Here is a 19,520-nt window from a genome sequence, read left to right on the forward strand (position 1 = left end):
CAGCAGTAAAAAAAGCTACCAAATGCTTGATTTCAGCCAAGAATCGGTAACTTTTGTGTATGTTTCCTTGTGATTTGTGCCCCTCTGTTAGATACCGAGGGGCTTGATATATGCTGGCGTGGCTACCGCCACACCAGCAAGGCTAGTCCGTACCTGTGGCTTTCGCTTCGCACGCCACTTGTCCGTCCTGCCTTATGTGTGTAAGTTTCCCAATCGTACCTAAGAAATCATAGCCTTTGGGTACAAGGGGAGTGTAAAATTCTGATATGACACTTGTTCCCATATCACAGTATCCACGCCCTTTGATTCGCTTCTGGAAAAACTGCTTTTTCACATCACTTCCAAAGAGCATACCGTAACCGAGTTCACTCATGCGACCAAGCCCCACACGGAAGTTGAAGTTATCTCTGATACCGTCCCCGAAATACTTTGCGTCTGGACGCTGGCAAGCCACAATTAGAAAGTATCCAGCCTGTCTGCCGAGCATGACAATTTTCTTTAGCTGGCTTAACAGGGCGGTGCTTTCCTTTGTCGTGAGCATTTCCAAGAACGCCACATATTCATCAAAGATAAGGAACTGTGGAGCAAGCCCCAGATAGGCATAGTTTTCCCCTGTGCGGTAGTTCGGGTGCAGTTTCATTTCTTTCGAGCGTGTGACCATGCCCTCATAAAAGACATTGACGCAGTCAATCATATCGTCTTTTGTGTGGTAGACATTTCCCATGACCGTTCCCAAGTCTGCAAGGTCAGCGTTCTTCGGGTCAAGAATATATAAATCCGCATTGGTTCTTAGCAGGGCTTCAATGATGGTCAGCAGAAAATAGGTCTTTCCACCACCAGTACCACCGCAGATAAGGGCATGGGGAAGTGAATCATATTCCCACACCAGATTTTTCATTAACCGCAGACCGCCGTTTTCAGCAATCACTTCATCAATCGAAATACGGTTCGCTATCATATCATAGAGCAGGGTATATTCGATATAGCCGTCATGCATTGTCTTGTCGGTCAGTTCACAGTACAGCCCCGATTCCAGCTTATCCTCTAAGGACAGGAGCTGTTCTTGATATTTTCCCATTGTGATTTCACATAGGATATGGAGCAAGCCATTGTTCATCTGGTAGTAGATTTTTGGAAACCACACGATTTTTTCTCTTGATCTGCTTTGCAGGTCAGTGAAAAAAACGCTGTCTTTGGTGTTTTCTGCTTCATACCACTTATTTTCCAGCACCATACGAGCCAGTTTTTGCCTGTGGAGCAACCGCTTGATACGGTCATATCCGTAACGGTAGTAGAGAAAAGCGACCAATGCACAAACACCAGTCGCTATCAGAACCGTAATGGAATTGTAAACAGTCCAAGTAATTCCGGCATGGAGCAGGTTAAAATCTTTCCAGTCGGTAACAACAAGCTGTCGCAGGTTCAGTAGCAGGAACACCGCAACAAACAGGAGCAACAGCCAGCCAATACAGAAGTGATAGACCAGCGATTTGTCACTGGCACGAATCCTGTTACCTTTAAACGCCCATACTTTCATTAAAACTCCTTTCTTTGGACATAAGAAAAGCAGTCAATCGTGTAGACTAACTGCTTTGCGAATATAAGTATTAAACTTAAATAGCTCGTTCTGGAATAGTTTTAGAATATTTTCTAGGATTAGTTACCCATGTAAAAATAATTGCACCACATTCAGCACATACTAAATGATGTATCGGTTCTTGATTATCTAAGAAGCCTGACGCTCCATACAACCTGCAATCACCACTTTGGTATCCGTATCTAATATCAGTTCCTTCACAATATGGGCATGAGCTAATTTCAACTTTTCCTATTTTCATTTGATTTTCCTCCCCGAGTTTCGATTTAATTATTTAATACATTATATCAATTACACTTGACCAGTACAATGAAAATCTAAATTGTGAATTTATTTCTTCGGTGGTTGCTGTGGAGCATTGTTCTGTGGATTTCCGGCACGAGTGCCTTTGTTCTTCGGAACAATGTCATCTGCCTTTACATACCAGTCCACATCTGCACCACGGTAATTTGCATTAGCCACTGTATCCGCAACAGGATTGATAAGTTCCACTTCGGCATTATAATCATAATCCTTTAACGGAATAGTCGCCGGAACTGACACCTGTATCATACGTCCCTGTGTGTTGCACTTCAAATCGTAGGTACGTTCTTTGATTTCCTCACTGACCGAGCCATCTTCATTCTGTACATGAACTTCACGACGTAATGCGGAGAACTTTAATACTCCAAAAGTCTTTTCTTTATCAATGACGATTCCATTTGCTAATCTCATAATCTGAATACCCCCTTATTTACTTTCTGCTGGTAACATATCGTCTGCAAGCAGGATATAATTGACAAATCCACGTTCCCCGATTTTATAACCATCGGTAGTGATTCGTGGGTTGATAAGTTTTACTTTCTGCTCCGGCGAGAAATGTTTTTCGCCAGCTTTGGCAGGAAGCACAACGACAACATCATCGGCTCTCTGCACATCGGAATACAGGTTATAGCTTCTGTTAATGACAGCCATACGCCCGTTGATTCTCTGCTGTTCCGTAGTATTTTCTCCGGCAAACTCCAAGTTTCCGAATGTCTTTTCCATATTTGGTACGACAAATCTTAATTCCATAATAATTGACCTCTTTTCTTTCTATTTGTAAGTTCTTTCCTGCTGTACTTTGTGTGGAGCTACACTCCCCACGCCCCTAGTGGACTTCACGCCCCCGTAAATCAGAGCTTCACGGGAGCGTGAAGTTGCAAAAAGGGTGGCGACCTTGAACGTTCCACCAACTGCTACATTACCGTCTTATGATTTCTTTCTACGGCGTTTGAAGTAAAGCATACCGCCAAGTCCTACGCAGGAAAGACCGAGCATGGCAAGGTAAGCATAGATATTGGTATTGTCGCCTGTTTTTGGGCTGTCACTTGTCTTAGTAACCGTAGATGGTGTATCCGGCGTGTCGGTATCCTTTGGTGTGTCTGGGACTTCCGGCACTTCCTTGATTGTCACAGTCTGTCCATCGTCTGTGATGTCCTTATGTTCCGTCACTTTCTTTGGTTCGTCTGGATTGGTCATATCATATAATTCCTCAAAGGTAACAAGACTCTTGCCACCAAGAGAAGAACCATCAAAGGTAAAGGCAATCTCAACCGTCATTTTTTCACTGTCGGCTGTGAACTCATAATCATTGGATACTTTCTTTCCATCAATCAGAAGTTCGGCATTTTCCTCTTTTAACATCTGCCAGCCGGAAAGTTTGTATTTTGTTCCAACTTCCAGACCATCTAATGTGACCTTATCCACAATCGTTACATCTTTTCCGGCTTCAATTTCTTTCTTGCCGTTCTTGTCCGTAGCGGTCGTATGGATTTTAATGATACGTTCTGTGATAAGAACGGTCTGTCCATCATCGTTGATGTCCTTATGTTCGGCAACCTTAACAGGCTCTTTCGGATTGCTCATATCGTACAATTCCTCAAAGGTAACAAGGTTCTGACCGCCAAAAGCTGAACCATCAAAACTGTAAGTAATCTCAACCGTCATTTTTTCGCTGTCAGCAGTGAATGTGTAATCACTGTCTACACGTTTCCCGTTAATCAGAAGTTCGGCGTTTTCTTCCTTTAACATCTGCCAGCCGGAAAGTTTATATTTTGTTCCAGTTTCCAAGCCATCAAGTGTGACTTTGTCCACGATCTTGATGTCTTTTCCGGCAACAATCATTTTTTCGCCTGTTTTCTTGTCGGTAGCTGTGGTATGGATTGTGATTTCTTTTTCGTATTCATCGGTCAGTGTCCCTAAATCTATGGTCACTTTATTTCTGGATACGACCACCTCAAAGGCTGGAATCAGCTTAAATCCGGCGTTGGAATCACACTTTAATTCCTCAATCACATAGGTATCATAAAGTAATGCACCTTTGCTGTCGTCTGGTTCAGATGTACCAAACCATACACCGTCTTCACTGGATTTTCCGGCATTGGTATTGACCTTGTGGGAAGCCCAGCTTGAAGCAGTGGAGAACTGACCGTTTTTGTCCGTGACTACAATATGGGATTCTCCCGTTGTCTTGCTTGTAATTCTGAATGGAACACCTGCAAGGCGTTTGTGCGTACCTGCACCGATTTTTACACCCTCAATATCGCCACGCTTAATCTGGTTGTAGACAGAGTGGGATTTGTCGGTCAAGTCCACGATTTTTCCATCTTCCGTGATAGAAAAGTCGATTGCTTTTGCACCGTCTGTTAAGTAACCCTCTGGTGCTTTGCTTTCTTCTAATCTGTAATTTCCGTAAGGGAGTAAATCAGCAGAAGTAGAAGCGATTCCGTCAATTCCTGTCTGAATCTTCTTGACAGTTTCATTCTTGCTGTATAATTTTCCCTCAACCAGTACAGGACTGTCATTTAAGGAAATGATATTAAATTCTGTGTACTGTAAGGTCGCACTTCCCTGTGCTTTGGTATCCTTTGTTTCAAGGTCACGTTTCTGGATTTTTACACCGCCACGGATAACCTTATCGGATACGGAATACTGGTTGCTTCCAGAAAGTACGGCAAGTTCGCCATCTTCGGAAATCTGTGTAAGGTATGTTCCCTTAATCTGTTCGGAACTTCTGTCAGCCTGCATATATGCACCATCTAATAAGTAACCGTTTGGTGCTTTGGTTTCTGTGACAGTAAGTGTACCAAGTGGCAGTACATTTTTACCGTCCTGTGTATAGAAGCTGTCGCCAGATACTTTGTAGTTGTCAGCAAGTCTGGATACATAATAGATAGTTCCGTCACTGTCTTTTTCGGTAGCGGTTTTGGTTGTCCATGTACGGGTAGCCTTTGCAGGAAGATTGTCTGCATTGTAGTATCCGTCATAATAACACCATGTGAACTCTGCACCCTCTAAAGAAGCATTTCCCTGTGGAGTGGATTTTCCTGTTTCCATGTCGATTTTAAATAAATCAATCAAAGTTTCTGTGACCTTTGGAGTGTCAGCAACAGTCAATGTCGCTGTTTTTCCAGCTTCCACATTTAAGGCATGGACAGTAGAATCCAGCTTGTAACCCTTTGGAGCAGAAAGCTCTTTGATGTAAACTGTTCCGGCTTTTACCTCAACTTCTTTGGTATCGCCATTTCCATCGGCAGTAAGTGTAGCAAGCTGGCTGTTACAGCCCTTATCAGAATAGACACCAAATGTCGCACCCTCAAAGGAATAGTTGGCATTGCCATTTGTGACCGTGGGATTGGAAGAAGTCTTTTTGACCTTTGCATTTCCCACATTTAACTTCGCCCAGAACTGTCCGATGTCCTGTCCTTCGCCAGTGTAGATGTAACCGCCACATTCATAGCGTCCCTTATTCGCTTTCACAAATGCTTTCGCACCAGCATACACTTCATTCTGTACTGCCTGTGAGATTTCATTATAAGAAGCTCTGACGTTATCACATTGCCAGCCGAGCTGTTCACTCAATCTCTGCCAGACAACACACTGTTCCAACAGATAACCTTGTTTATAATTTAAGTTCGTATGAGAAGCGGTATATTGCTTGACGTACTCTAAAGAAAGAGCAACGTCCGCAATCTGATCGCTACTCATGCGGGTGCTTGCGTCAGAACGTGTTTTATATCCATTCTTGAAACTGGTATTGATGTCCACACAGTAGGCAGTTTCGCCCTCAACTTTCATGTGTCCCTCATTGAATGTAGATTTGATAGAACCATCATTCATAACGTGTTCAATGTAGCCGACACGTTCTGCTGATTCTGTCCAGTATTGATTGCCGGAAGCATGAACCGCCGTCACTGGTAATGCCGTGAGAATAGTTGCAAAAGCAAGCGTTCCTGTCAGCAATCGCTTTACTAGCTTATTCATATTTTCTCTTTCTCCTTTCGATTTTGGGTATGAAAAAAGACGCTCATTTCTGAACGCCTAAATATCGAAAACACTGGAACTATGTAGGATAGCTTGTTTTATCTTCATATTATATTGTGTAATGTTGTTCTTACGAAGTCGCCCCAGAGCAAAAAGCCCGTTCTACTTATGACAATATTCTCAGAGTAGTCCGCAATATACCTGAGATTGCGGATCCCATCAAATTCCTGCGTGCCAGAGAAGTTGTTCATTTCCAGAGATTTGGGGAAGCTCTTCAGTCCATTCAGGAAGAACTTGATGCCAAAAACTTCTATGCTTTTACCCCGGGATTTGATAATCCCTGCACTGCATCATGCAACAGCAATAAATAAAGTACGCAGCCAAAACCTGCGACATACTGCGCGAATTTATGCGATTAGCATCGCGAAGCGTGTTACTGAGAACGGAATGAACAGTAATACGCTCCATCTTAAAAATCACAGAAATTTCATATTTGCTTTACAAATATATCCGGTGGTGCTATAGTATTCTTAGCTTAATAGCCACAAAAGTAATTGCCAAAAATATTGAGCAATTACAAACAAAAATATGATATAAAAGGGGCTGTCTCACATAGATATTATGTGACAGCCCCCTTATTGGAGGAATTATGCAGATAATTATTGTTGGGTGCGGTAAAGTTGGACGTACCCTGGCAGAACAGCTTCAGGAAGAAGAATCCGACATTACTCTTATAGACGTTTCTTCTAATGTGATCACTTCCCTTCAGAATGACATTGATGCCATGGGTATCGTGGGAAACGGTGCAAGTATCAACACGCTGGTGGAAGCAGGTATTGAGAATGCAGATATCCTGATTGCCGTAACCGGTTCTGATGAAATGAATCTTCTCTGCTGCCTGATTGCACAGAAAACCGGCCATTGCCAGACGATTGCCCGTGTCCGCAATCCTATCTATGCCAAAGAGATCAGCTTCATCAAGAAGCGTCTGGGTGTTACTATGATCATTAACCCGGAGCTTGCAGCTGCACAGGAAATTTCCCGTCTCTTACGCTTCCCTTCAGCTATCAAGATCGATACTTTCGCACGTGGTCGCGTGGAAATGCTGAAATTTAAAGTGCTTCCTGAATTTAATCTGGATGGCATGACAATCTCACGCATTACGGAAGCCCTGAAATGCGACGTCTTGTTCTGCGCAGTAGAAAGTCGGGATCATGTATCTATTCCCGGCGGTAATCAGGTGATCCACGACGGGGATATGGTTTCCATTCTTGCTTCCCCGGTGAATGCAGCAGCCTTTTTCAAAAAGATCGGCCTGAAAACCAATCAGGTAAAAAACGCCATTATTGTCGGCGGAGGAACCATTTCCTATTACCTTACAAAAGCCCTGCTTGATATGAACATCTCCGTTAAGATCATTGAACAGAATGAGTCCCGCTGTGAAACCTTAAGTGATCTGCTTCCGGAGGCAACTATCATTAACGGAGACGGAACCAATCGTTCTCTCCTTATGGAAGAGGGACTCTCACGCACAGAGGCTTTTGTATCACTCACAAACATGGATGAGGAAAATGTTTTCCTTTCACTCTTTGCCAAAACAGTTTCCAATGCCAAACTGATTGCCAAGGTAAACCGCCTTGCCTTTGATGATGTCATTGATAACCTTGATATCGGAAGCGTCATTTATCCGAAATATATCACAGCCGACTATATCCTGCAGTATGTACGTGCCATGCAGAACAGCATCGGCAGCAATATTGAAACCCTTTATCATATCCTGGATAATCAGGCAGAAGCTCTGGAATTTGCCATCCGCGAAAATTCACCGGTAACAGGCATTCCATTATCTGAACTGAACCTGAAGAAAAACCTCCTTGTAGGTTACCTGAACCGAAATGGTCAGGTCAAGATTCCCCGAGGCCAGGATACCATTCAGGTCGGAGATACCGTTATCATAGTAACTTCTCAGAAGGGCCTTCGCGATATTACAGATATTCTGGAAAAATAAAGGAGCCGAATTATGAACTATTCCATTATTATCTATATCATCGGAATGATTCTGGAAATTGAAGCTGTATTTATGGCTCTGCCCGCAATTACGGCACTGATCTATCAGGAAACTTCCGGTGTAGCTTTTCTGATCACGATTGCTTTATGCCTGGTCATCGGGCTTCCTCTCACCAGGAAAAAGCCGACAAGAAAGGCTTTCTACACAAAAGAAGGTTTCGTGACTGTAGCATTAAGCTGGATCGTTCTGAGTATCATAGGAGCAATCCCCTTTGTGATCAGCCGAAGCATTCCAAATCCTGTAGATGCATTATTTGAAACAGTTTCGGGTTTTACTACAACAGGAGCCAGCATTCTCAGCGATGTGGAGGCACTTCCTCATTGTATGCTGATGTGGAGAAGCTTCACGCACTGGATCGGCGGAATGGGTGTTCTGGTTTTCATCCTCTCCCTTCTGCCACTTACCGGCGGTTATCATATGAATCTTATGAAAGCGGAGAGTCCCGGACCATCTGTAAGCAAGCTTGCGCCAAAAGTACAGTCAACTGCCAAAATTCTGTATTCTATTTATTTCGTAATGACAGTGATCCAGATCCTGCTTCTTCTGGTCGGTGGTATGCCGCTGTTTGACTCCATATGTACAGCTTTCGGTACTGCAGGTACCGGAGGATTTGGTATTAAAAATGACAGCATGGCCAGTTACAGTACATATCTGCAGGTAGTCATTACTGTATTTATGATTTTATTTGGCGTTAACTTTAATGCTTACTTTTTCATTATCACAAAAAAATTTGCTCAGGCTTTTAAAATGGAAGAAGTGCGGTATTATTTCGGAATCATCGGTATTGCAATTCTTATCATCACCTGCAATATTTACCATATTTTCGGAAGTGCAGCCAAAGCTTTTCAGCAGGCAGCTTTCCAGGTTGGTTCCATTATCACAACAACCGGATATGCAACAACAGATTTTAATACCTGGCCGGAAATTTCGCGGACAATCCTGGTACTGCTGATGTTTATCGGTGCATGTGCCGGAAGTACAGGCGGCGGCATTAAAGTATCCAGAATCCTGATTCTCTGCAAAACAGTCCGCAAGGAGCTTCATATTTTTCTGCATCCAAATGCGGTAAAGAAAATAAAAATGGACGGCAAAGCCATCCCACATGAAGTTGTTCGTTCCACAAATATTTTCTTCATTGTATATATGCTGATTTTTGCATCCTCCATATTCCTGATTGCCTTTGACGATTTCAATCTGATCACGAATTTTACGGCGGTTGCGGCAACCTTTAATAATATCGGACCTGGTCTGGAACTGGTAGGACCTACCGGAAACTTCGGCATGTTCTCCTGGTTTTCAAAGCTTATCCTTACTTTTGATATGCTGGCAGGACGTCTTGAGATTTTCCCGTTACTGATATTGTTTGTAAGGGATACATGGAAGAAATTCTAAAAACATTTTGGTAAAACAAATTTTATTTTTTTACACCATATTCATATTTTATTCATATTTATTGGATATAATGAACTTTAGAAAGATGATGAATCTTTCTTATAAATATTTTTCTTTTTCATACGCGCCGGTACGAAAGTACCGGCCTCCTTCCATTTATGGGAGTTTTTTATTTTATGGCATTTTTCTCACACCTTCATAATCAAACGCAGGAATAAAACTCTCTCTGGCAGTTTCACCATCTTGAAAAAATCCATTTTCAATCCCAAGCTCAAATGCATAGTCCAGAACTTTTTCATATTCTCTTCTGGTTACACAACGATTCAGTTCTGTATATTCTTTCTGCTCAAAAACCGGCGTATACTGATTCATGATACTGATATAAATCTGCTTTCCAAAAGTCTTATGTAAAAGTTTCAGAACCTTCTTTGAATTTCTTGTATGCCCCGGCAATATAAGATGTCTCACAATAGTCCCACGTTTCATATATCCCTCTGCATCAAACTGTGGCATTCCTGTCTGGCGTACCATCTCATTAACTGCTTCCATAGCCCTTTCAGGATAATCATTCGCATGTGAAAATTTCACCGCCAATTCGCTCTCCGCATATTTGTAATCCGGAAGATAAATGTCCACATATCCGTCCAGAAGTTTCAATGTCTCTGTGTTCTCATATCCACCACAGTTATAGACAACCGGAATATTAAGCCCATGCTTCTTTGCACAGTCCAAAGCTGCGATGATCTGTGGAATATAATGTGTTCCGGTTACCAGATTGATATTTGCAGCATCCTTTTCCTGCAGTTCCAGGAATATTTCTGCCAGTCTTTCCTCGGTGATCTCAAGGCCACTGTCACCAATGGCAATTTCCCGGTTCTGGCAGAAACAGCATCTCAGATTGCATCCTGTAAAAAAGACTGCCCCAGAACCTCTGGTTCCCGAAATACATGGTTCTTCCCACATATGCAAAGCTGCCCTTGCAATCTTAACCTTCTGATTCATTCCACAGTATCCGGTTTTTCCGGCTGTTCTGTCTACATGGCAATTTCTCGGACATAAACTGCAATCTGCCAGTATGCAGCTTTCTGTATCCTGCCTCAGAGTTTTATCTTTGTTTTTTTCTGTCTGTATTTTATTTAACTTCACTTTTCTCTTCTGTCCTTTTTTCTTTCCCCGACTTGATATCTGTGAATCGCCCACTGCAAAACAGTTCCCACAGTTTGCTTATATTATAACCGTTCAGTGCTTTCACAGTTACAGTCGGATTGCTGAATAGTTACTATCCTTTATATCATTATACTACATTCCCCAATTACGTCTATTCATATTTCACAATTTCCTTTTTCAATCTCTTCATGATCCTTTTTTCCAACCTGGAAATATATGATTGAGAAATTCCCAGAAGGTCTGCAACCTCTTTCTGTGTTTTCTCTGCAGCATTCTCCTTTCCCAGACCAAATCTAAGGCGGATGATCGTCTGCTCACGCGGTGAAAGCTTTCTAATTGCCTTTGATAACAACGAAATCTCCACTTCATCTTCCAGACGTCTTGAAATCACATCCTCATCAGTTCCCAGAATATCAGAAAGCAGGAGTTCATTTCCATCCCAGTCTACGTTCAGCGGTTCGTCTATGGACACTTCCATCTTTGTCTTACTGTTGCGGCGAAGATACATCAGGATCTCATTCTCTATACATCTGGATGCATAAGTGGCAAGCTTGATGTTTTTTACAGGATTAAAGGTATTGATCGCCTTGATCAGCCCAATCGTTCCGATTGAGATCAGATCCTCCACCCCGACTCCTGTGTTATCAAACTTCTTTGCAATATACACCACAAGCCTTAAATTATGTTCGATCAGAACAGACTTCGCTTCTTCTTCCTGCCCTGTTCCAAGCTTCTGCAGTATAAACGCCTCACGCTTCGGCTCCAGTGGTGCCGGCAGCACATCATTTCCACCAATATAAAAAACTTCTCCTGAACGGTTCATCACCATTCTTGACACTACCTGTAATGGATAACAGCTCATAGTCACAACCCCTCCCGTTAAAGTAATCTGGAATTCAAAAGTACCTCGTATTCCTTACCAAAAGCGGATGTTTCAAATGAAAATGCAAATACCGGATTGTCTATGCAGACAACCTCTGCTGGAGTCTGAATGCAGAGTCTCTCAAAAGTAACAGCCAGCATCATCCCCTGTTCTTTTCCTATACTGTGAAAAAAAGTAAAATGTGGATGAAGCCCGGCAGTTCCCGGTTTCCCAGACTCTCCGGGATTTTCTTTCAGGTGTTTTAAACAGCTTACGGTTTCTTCTGAACATATTTCAGATAAAACTTTTTCTGTCCCTACAGATACAGGTTTTCCGTTTACAGAATCCATAAGCAGATTTCCGGAATCATAAAATCCTTGAAAAGAATATCCACATCCTTTATAGTATATGGTTATCGGATAGATATTCTTTGTCCGTATTCTCATGGAATCCATCAGATATGACAACGCTGTAATGCCGGACCACGTTGCTGCTGCAAGGATCAGAAACATTTTGACTGTCAACTTATCACTGACGATCACTTCCCAGAACCCTCCACACAGAAATGCGGCAAAATACAGTGTAAGTATTGCTTTAAGCAGCAGACTTCCCCTTTTCAGATTACATCCGATCACAAGCATTCCTGCAGCACAGCCACCATGCAGCAGGACAAGTGCCGGAAGAAAAATCCCAGACTTCAGAAAAGATTGCAGATAAATGATCCAGCAGGAAAACACCGCACCTGCAGCAGCTCCCAGAAGAGCTCTTTTTCTGCTTCTTCCACATCGGAATAATATTCCTGTAAATCTGATCAATATGTAATCTATCAGGAGATTTGTGAAAAAAACTACATCTATGTATATTTCGTAATGCATTTCCTTCCCTCCGTCTGATACTGCCTCTGACTTCTCCTTCACTTCGGTAAGTGAGATTCATTATACGTGATAAAGTATGCGGATTTTGTCAAAACGGAGGAATTATGTCTTATTATTTGTCGCACTAAATCGACAGTTTTTATCATATAAACCAAAATGAACATGTATTGACATATAATTGAAGTTAGAATAAAATGATAGATAATTTCTATGTTTTAGAAGGGCATCTTCTATACTGTCACAATTCAGACAGTATTTTATGTCTCTGCTACAAAACAGACTGGAGGATTTTAACATGAATAATATTACCGGACACACAGGTCTTACCGCGCTTTTAGGAAGCCCGGTGGCACACAGCATTTCCCCTTTGATGCATAATGAATCATTTCGCCTTCTCGGGCTTGACTATGTATATTTATGTTTTGATGTAAATGAAGAAACTCTTCCTGCAGCAGTTGCAGGATTAAAGACTTGCGGCATTCGCGGTTTCAACCTTACCATGCCGAATAAGAATAAAATTGTAAAATTATTGGATGAGCTTTCCCCTGAAGCCCAACTGATCGGTGCTGTCAATACTGTACTGAACGATAACGGAAAGTTAATTGGATACAATACAGACGGGTACGGTTTTATGCAATCTGTACGTGATGCGGGACATGATATTACCGGTAAAAATATAACTGTCATGGGAGTAGGAGGAGCTTCGATGGCCATCTGTGCACAGTCTGCCCTGGACGGTGCGGCTTCCGTACATATTTTTGCCCGCCGCACCAGCAGATACTGGAATCGCACACAGAAATTCGCTGAGAATCTCTCTGCTAAAACAGGCTGCCAGGTCTGCCTCTTCGACAATGATGATCATACTGCATTGCGAGATTCCATTGCACAGAGTTATCTGCTGATCAATGCAACCTCTGTAGGCATGGTTCCGGATATCGACGATACCATCATCAAAGATACATCTCTGTTCCGTCCTGAACTTGTAGTGGCAGATGTTGTCTATGAGCCACAGGAAACCCGACTGCTCAGAGAGGCTAAAGCAGCCGGATGCCAGACCTTTAATGGCATGTATATGCTTCTTCATCAGGGCGCTAAAGCTTTCCAGATCTGGACCGGACAGGAAATGCCGGTTTCTGTTATTAAGGAAAAATATTTCTCTGTCAAATAGTGATTCGCATAACAGTCACATATTTCCCATCAGCTTATCTTTGATGATTGCCAGGATTTCTCTTGGAATATATATCAGAAGTCTCCATGAACGGTATCTGGAAGGAATGGGATAAATTTCTCTGCATCCACATTTCTTTCCTATGGCCGTTCCCCGGAAAACATGAAAATTATTGGTGACAATGCCAACCGAATGATTCAGTCCGATCATTCCCAGACTGAACTTCAGATTCTCTGTTGTGCTGGTAGATTTCTCTTCCAGGATCAGTCGTTCTCTGTCAATTCCATGTTCCACAAGATAATTGCACATTGCCTGAGCTTCTGTAATAGATTCTCCGTCCCCTTTTCCTCCGGACAGAACAGCCTTAGTCTCAGGATTTTCTTCCATATACTGTAAAGCCCTCCTGGTACGTTCCAGAAGGGCTTTTGTAAGCCGGGTACCTTCTACATGGGCACCAAGCACGATAATATATTCCAGATTTGGATGCTTACGCATTCTTACCGCAGCAATATTTATATTTCTTGCCGCTTCCGCAAGGACAAGGATCATTACGTCCGATTTTCTTTGCTTTGACAACTGTTCCTGATTTCTTCTGTTCAAGATAAAGTTCTTTTCTCTTCTCCGGTGTGAAGATCGCATCCCACTGTGGCAGTTCATACAGCCAGTCAGCTCTTGCATCTACCATGTTCTTATAAAGAAGTTCTTTATCAAAGCACAGAGAAACCTTTGTGTTCTCATCCATTGTCTCAATCGGGTTCGGAATCTTCAGACTGTCATTGATTCCATCAAGAAAACCAACCATTGTCAGAACTTCCTGTCCGTATTTCTCAGCCAGTTCCTTAACTGTACCGGTTACTACCTCATCCGGGTTGCTAAGAAGCTGCTCATAAATTCCTTTTTCAATATTAAAATAATTTGCCCAAAATCTCTGAAGTTTATTACGGTCTGCCTGCTGGTCATAGGCGATGGCACGCCACTGCTCTAAGATTGTTTTATCGCTCATTTCCTTTAATCCTCTTTTCCAATATTTCATAGGTATTATGCCTGTGCGGAAACATATGGAAAATATTCCTTCCACAAGCTTTATTATTATATCATCTTTCAGTTAAAAATACAAATGATATTCTTTGTATTTTTAGTGAATTTTAAGTTACTGTTCACACACCACTATCCCGCGAGGTGTTTTGGCATGAATATGCCAAAATCCCGAGACATACAAGCCAAAATTCCATTGCCGCAGGCAATCTAGTACATCGTTTTCGAAATAACTATACCACTCACTTGTCTGCGAATCCGATTGCACAGGTCTAAAAGCCTCAGCGTAGCCCGCTACGCCTGCGTTTTTATACCAGCACACTCGAATCCGCATTCTACGCGATTGGTATAGTTATTTACGAAACGCTGTACTAGAATGAATTTTGGCTATGTTACTGAGAACGGAGTGAACAGTAACAATTTTAATTGACGCCCAGTTTCTCCAGTTCTGCTGCTGCCTGTTTAAAAGATTTAAACTGAATTGCATGGATTCCCTGTTTTCTGGCTGCCTCACAGTTCTCCGCTCTGTCATCCAGAAATACGGATTTCTCCGGGTCAAGATGGTAGCGTCCGAGCAGGGTTTTGTAAATTTCCGGTTCCGGTTTGATCTGCTTCACCTGACAGGAGAACACTGCTCCGTCTACATATTTAAGAAACGTAAGTTTATCCTCCGTTCTCTCCAGTGTGTCAGTTGCATAATTGGAAAGAATATAAACATGATATCCTTTATCTTTCAGATATCTCACCCAGGTTTCCGCATAATCTGTTTTCTCAATTGTCTCGTCAGAACGGCGCATTACCTCCCGGATATCCTTTTCGTACTCCGGTGCAGCTTTTACCATCTGATCTACATAATATTGCTCAATCTCGCTGCTTCTGTCTCTCTCATTCCAGGTATTGCTCTGAAATACCACTTCCGCAATTTTATCACGCTCTTCCTTCGGAAAACCAAAACTGTCCAGATAGGTCTCCCAGTCATATTTTACAAGAACCTGTCCAACGTCAAAAATAATATTCTCCATATCCGAATCCACCACCTTTTTATTCCTGTTCAGTAATTTATAAACCATCCATATTGCATAAGCCATGATGGGAACCATGATCGCCACTGCAAGCGAGGCTTTAAAATAGGCCTGCGAATCTTCTCCATTCCCGAATGCAAAAATCATCGGCATACAACATGCAAGAAGCAGGATTATGATTGCGATCCATGCCCCGATTTTTTTTATCTTATTATTATCTTTTTTCATAAGCCTCCAGTTATATAAAAGACACGCCGGAGAAATTCTCCGGCGTATAGTCTTATTTACCGTCTGCCGATCAGACAGGTAAATTTATCCTTATTATTTATTTCTGTAGATGATATCGTCACGTCCCGGGCCATTGGAGATCATAGTAATCGGGAATCCGATATGTTTCTCAACGAACTCAACATACTTTCTGCAGTTCTCCGGCAGATCTTCATATTTTTTGATTCCGCGGATGTCGCATTTCCATCCCGGCAGAGTCTCCAGAACCGGTTTTGCTTTCTCAAGCAGTGTAGTTGTCGGAAATTCTGTTGTTACTTTTCCATCAATCTCATATCCTGTGCAGACCGGAATTTCATCCAGATATCCAAGAACATCAAGAACTGTGAAAGCAACATCTGTAGCTCCCTGAAGACGGCATCCGTATTTGGAAGCAACACAGTCAAACCATCCCATACGTCTTGGACGGCCTGTAGTAGCACCAAATTCACCGCCGTCACCGCCACGTCTTCTCAGTTCATCTGCTTCATCGCCAAAGATTTCAGAAACAAATGCACCTGCTCCTACTGCACTGGAGTATGCCTTGCATACAGTAACAATCTGTTTGATCTCATATGGTGGAAGACCTGCTCCTACTGCACCATATCCTGCCAGGGTAGAGGAAGATGTAACCATCGGATAAATTCCATGATCCGGGTCTTTCAGAGAACCAAGCTGTCCCTCAAGAAGAACTTCTTTACCTTCTTTTAATGCGTTCCACAGATACAGGGATACGTCACATACATATGGTTCAACCATTTTCTTATATTCCATAAGTTCAGCAAATAATTCATCCACATTAAGAAGCGGTTTGTGATATAAATGTTCAAGAAGAACATTCTTTGTCGCACATACACTTGCAAGTTTTTCTTTCAGATGTTCTTCATCAAAAAGTTCACTTACCTGGAAACCAATCTTTGCATATTTGTCTGAGTAGAACGGAGCAATACCTGACTTGGTAGATCCGAAAGATTTGCCGCCCAGACGTTCTTCCTCATACTGGTCAAAAAGAATATGGTATGGCATAACCATCTGTGCTCTCTCGGAGATAAGGATCTTCGGAGCCGGAACACCTCTGCTTACCACTTCATTGTACTCTTTGAAAAATACCGGGATATTCAGTGCAACACCGTTGCCGATCACACTTGTAGTATGATCATAAAACACACCTGACGGCAGAGTATGAAGGGCAAATTTACCATAGTTATTTACGATTGTATGACCTGCATTTGCACCACCCTGAAATCTTACGATAATATCAGCCTTCTCAGCGAGCATATCGGTAATCTTACCTTTACCTTCATCTCCCCAGTTAGCACCAACAACTGCTTTTACCATTATATAATTCCTCCTGTATTTACCGATTACTGTTTACCCGGCCTTGCAGAATGACCTGCCGGACATCATCAGGAAACAGCAACGCTTATTATCTTTATATCAGATTCTGTAATATTCCAAACCGTTATGTTAAGTATTTACTGATCAGACATTGATCTCAGCTTTCACTCCCAGAAGTTCCTTATGGGAATCGAGGATCGGCTGAACTACTGTATTTACAAATCTCTCTGTCTGCTCTTTGGCACGTCCGATATATTTCTTCGGATCCATGGATCTCTGCAGATCTTCCAGAGAAAGGTTGAATGCAGGATCTGCTGCGATCAGTTCCAGCAGATTATTATCTTTGCCTTCTACCTTGACAGTCTTTCCGGCTTCCATGGAAAGCTCACGGATACGCTCATGAAGTTCCTGACGGTCACCGCCTGCTTTTACAGCATCCATCATGATATTCTCTGTAGCCATGAACGGAAGCTCTGCCATCATATGTTTCTCGATAACCTTCGGATAAACAACCAATCCATCTACAACATTAAGACAGAGGTCAAGGATTCCGTCAATAGCAAGGAAACCTTCCGGAATACTCAGACGCTTATTTGCAGAGTCATCCAGAGTTCTCTCAAACCACTGAGTTGCAGATGTGATCGCCGGGTTAAGGGCATCTACCATTACATATCTGGAAAGGGAAGCAATACGCTCACTTCTCATAGGATTTCTCTTATACGCCATTGCGGAGGAGCCGATCTGAGATTTCTCAAATGGTTCTTCTACTTCCTTCAGATGCTGAAGAAGGCGGATATCATTGGACATCTTGTGTGCACTTGCTGCAATTCCTGCAAGAATATTGGCAACACGTGTATCTACCTTGCGGGAATAGGTCTGTCCGGATACCGGATAGCATTCCTTAAATCCCATCTTCTCTGCGATCATCGGATCAATCTTGTCGATAGTCTCCTGATCTCCGTCAAACAGTTCCAGAAAGCTTGCCTGTGTTCCGGTTGTACCTTTGGATCCCAGAAGCTTCATTGTTCCCAGAACATACTCCAGATCCTCCAGATCAAGCAGGAATTCCTGTGTCCAGAGTGTTGCACGCTTACCTACTGTAGTAGGCTGTGCAGGCTGAAAATGTGTAAATGCCAGAGTAGGCTGATCTTTATATTTATCTGCGAAAGCAGAAAGCTCGGCAATAACATTGACCAGTTTCTTCTTCACAAGCTTTAATGCTTCTGTCATTACAATAATGTCTGTATTATCACCTACATAACAGGAGGTTGCTCCCAGATGGATGATTCCTTTTGCTTTCGGGCACTGTACGCCATACGCATATACGTGAGACATAACATCATGACGCACCTGACGTTCACGTTCCTTTGCAACGTCATAATTGATATCCTCTGCATGTGCCTTCAGTTCATCAATCTGCTCCTGTGTAATGTTAAGGCCAAGCTCTTTCTCTGTCTCAGCAAGTGCGATCCAGAGTCTTCTCCATGTGCGGAATTTCATATCCGGGGAAAAAATATACTGCATTTCTTTGCTGGCATAACGTTCTGATAAAGGACTTACATATCTGTCTGTACTCATCTTCACTCTCCTGTTTTTTATAGGATATTATTTTTAATCCTTTTATTTCACTTCTGTACGTACGTTTTTCTCAACCACGTACGTTGAAATTATATAACATCATTCCTCTAAAAGCAACCACAAAAACCTTATCCCTGATGGAATTTACCAAGAAATTCTTTCATTCTCGCATGTTCTGATTCAAATACCTCTTTTGGACTCCCCTCAACTGCGATCAGTCCCTTATCCATAAAAATAATATGATCAGAGATATCTCTTGCAAATGTCATCTCATGAGTAACGATCACCATAGTGATGTGTTCTGCTGCCAGATCTTTGATTACCTTAAGAATTTCACTCGTAAGCTCCGGATCAAGGGCGGAAGTAGGCTCATCAAAAAACAGGATCTTCGGATTCATACATAATGCTCTGGCAATAGAGACACGCTGCTGTTGACCGCCGGAAAGCTGAAACGGATATGCATTCTCTCTGTCTGCAAGTCCCATCTGCTTTAACAGAGTTCTTGCCTGTGCATAAACCTCTTCTTTCTTTCTCTTCTGCACTCTGATCGGAGCATCTGTGATATTTTTCAGTACGGAAAAATGGGGGAAAAGATTAAAGTTCTGAAATACCAGTCCCACATCCCCCTGCTTGATGATCTCACCGCTGTCCGGTGTCTCAAGACCGGTGGCACAGCGGAGAAGTGTGGATTTACCGGAACCGGAAGGTCCGATAATACTAAGAACCTCACCCTCCTCTACCTGAAGTGAAATGTCTTTTAATACTTCAAGGCTGCCGAAGCTCTTCTTTATGTTTTTCATTTCAAATAATACCATAGCAAATATTCCTCTTAAATTAAATGATGTCAGAGTCAAAAAATATTTTATAACC

The 19,520-nt window shown here is 42.3% G+C and carries 17 protein-coding genes and 1 pseudogene; 4 read left to right on the plus strand and 14 right to left on the minus strand.

Going from position 1 to position 19,520, the window contains the following annotated elements:
- Positions 1-142 precede the first annotated feature (142 nt).
- The 5 genes from LJE12_RS13890 to LJE12_RS13910 form a co-directional block, all read right to left on the minus strand.
- Entirely contained in the window at positions 143-1,537 is a 1,395-nt protein-coding gene (locus tag LJE12_RS13890; RefSeq protein ID WP_227226943.1) for an FtsK/SpoIIIE domain-containing protein, read from the minus strand.
- A gap of 76 nt (positions 1,538-1,613) precedes the next feature.
- A complete protein-coding gene (locus LJE12_RS13895; protein ID WP_055039113.1) occupies positions 1,614-1,838 on the minus strand; it encodes a hypothetical protein in 225 nt (74 codons plus the stop codon).
- A gap of 89 nt (positions 1,839-1,927) precedes the next feature.
- On the minus strand, positions 1,928-2,311 hold the full coding sequence (locus LJE12_RS13900; protein WP_227226942.1) for a YdcP family protein: 384 nt from the start codon (positions 2,309-2,311) through the stop codon (positions 1,928-1,930).
- 15 nt (positions 2,312-2,326) lie between these two features.
- Positions 2,327-2,650, minus strand: a complete 324-nt coding sequence (locus LJE12_RS13905) for a YdcP family protein (protein WP_055170582.1) — start codon at positions 2,648-2,650, stop codon at positions 2,327-2,329.
- Between the two features lie 177 nt (positions 2,651-2,827).
- The gene (locus LJE12_RS13910; RefSeq protein ID WP_215679585.1) at positions 2,828-5,881 is read right to left on the minus strand and encodes a VaFE repeat-containing surface-anchored protein; all 3,054 of its coding nucleotides are present in this window, start codon (positions 5,879-5,881) and stop codon (positions 2,828-2,830) included.
- A 134-nt stretch (positions 5,882-6,015) separates the two neighbouring features.
- Here LJE12_RS13910 and LJE12_RS20725 point away from each other — a divergent pair.
- The 3 genes and pseudogenes from LJE12_RS20725 to LJE12_RS13925 all read left to right on the plus strand — a co-directional run.
- Positions 6,016-6,252, plus strand: a pseudogene (locus LJE12_RS20725) (manganese catalase family protein); the annotation flags it as partial.
- Between the two features lie 278 nt (positions 6,253-6,530).
- The gene (gene trkA / locus LJE12_RS13920) at positions 6,531-7,889 is read left to right on the plus strand and encodes a Trk system potassium transporter TrkA (protein WP_118616635.1); all 1,359 of its coding nucleotides are present in this window, start codon (positions 6,531-6,533) and stop codon (positions 7,887-7,889) included.
- Between the two features lie 12 nt (positions 7,890-7,901).
- Complete coding sequence (locus LJE12_RS13925) at positions 7,902-9,341, plus strand: TrkH family potassium uptake protein (RefSeq protein WP_008704179.1); 1,440 nt, start codon at positions 7,902-7,904, stop codon at positions 9,339-9,341.
- Between the two features lie 174 nt (positions 9,342-9,515).
- On the opposite strand, the gene LJE12_RS13930 is transcribed toward LJE12_RS13925, so the two are convergent.
- The 3 genes from LJE12_RS13930 to LJE12_RS13940 form a co-directional block, all read right to left on the minus strand.
- Positions 9,516-10,442, minus strand: a complete 927-nt coding sequence (locus LJE12_RS13930; RefSeq protein ID WP_055057427.1) for a radical SAM protein — start codon at positions 10,440-10,442, stop codon at positions 9,516-9,518.
- A gap of 217 nt (positions 10,443-10,659) precedes the next feature.
- Positions 10,660-11,370: an RNA polymerase sporulation sigma factor SigE gene (sigE, locus tag LJE12_RS13935; protein WP_020994083.1), complete on the minus strand. Its 711-nt coding sequence runs from the start codon at positions 11,368-11,370 to the stop codon at positions 10,660-10,662.
- A gap of 17 nt (positions 11,371-11,387) precedes the next feature.
- Entirely contained in the window at positions 11,388-12,245 is an 858-nt protein-coding gene (locus LJE12_RS13940) for a sigma-E processing peptidase SpoIIGA (protein WP_055057399.1), read from the minus strand.
- Positions 12,246-12,540: 295 nt separating this feature from the next.
- On the opposite strand from LJE12_RS13940, the gene LJE12_RS13945 reads away from it, so the two are divergent.
- Positions 12,541-13,413 (plus strand): shikimate dehydrogenase, encoded by an 873-nt coding sequence (locus LJE12_RS13945; RefSeq protein WP_195383040.1) that lies wholly within the window; start codon positions 12,541-12,543, stop codon positions 13,411-13,413.
- A gap of 15 nt (positions 13,414-13,428) precedes the next feature.
- Here LJE12_RS13945 and LJE12_RS13950 read toward each other — a convergent pair whose 3' ends face one another.
- From LJE12_RS13950 to LJE12_RS13975, 6 genes are all read right to left on the minus strand, one after another.
- Entirely contained in the window at positions 13,429-13,908 is a 480-nt protein-coding gene (locus tag LJE12_RS13950) for a YdcF family protein (RefSeq protein ID WP_025577363.1), read from the minus strand.
- On the minus strand, positions 13,901-14,416 hold the full coding sequence (locus LJE12_RS13955) for an SEC-C metal-binding domain-containing protein (protein ID WP_020994084.1): 516 nt from the start codon (positions 14,414-14,416) through the stop codon (positions 13,901-13,903). The genes LJE12_RS13950 and LJE12_RS13955 overlap by 8 nt, the downstream gene beginning before the upstream one ends.
- Positions 14,417-14,870: 454 nt before the next feature.
- Complete coding sequence (locus LJE12_RS13960; protein ID WP_227226940.1) at positions 14,871-15,698, minus strand: HAD family hydrolase; 828 nt, start codon at positions 15,696-15,698, stop codon at positions 14,871-14,873.
- A 93-nt stretch (positions 15,699-15,791) separates the two neighbouring features.
- The gene (locus LJE12_RS13965; RefSeq protein ID WP_022380910.1) at positions 15,792-17,072 is read right to left on the minus strand and encodes an adenylosuccinate synthase; all 1,281 of its coding nucleotides are present in this window, start codon (positions 17,070-17,072) and stop codon (positions 15,792-15,794) included.
- A gap of 144 nt (positions 17,073-17,216) precedes the next feature.
- Complete coding sequence (purB, locus tag LJE12_RS13970; protein WP_020994086.1) at positions 17,217-18,650, minus strand: adenylosuccinate lyase; 1,434 nt, start codon at positions 18,648-18,650, stop codon at positions 17,217-17,219.
- A 128-nt stretch (positions 18,651-18,778) separates the two neighbouring features.
- A complete protein-coding gene (locus LJE12_RS13975; RefSeq protein WP_008704195.1) occupies positions 18,779-19,465 on the minus strand; it encodes an amino acid ABC transporter ATP-binding protein in 687 nt (228 codons plus the stop codon).
- Positions 19,466-19,520 lie beyond the last annotated feature (55 nt).

The organism is Blautia sp. DFI.6.71 (genome assembly GCF_020593585.1).
Taxonomy (GTDB): Bacteria; Bacillota; Clostridia; order Lachnospirales; family Lachnospiraceae; genus Blautia_A; species Blautia_A wexlerae.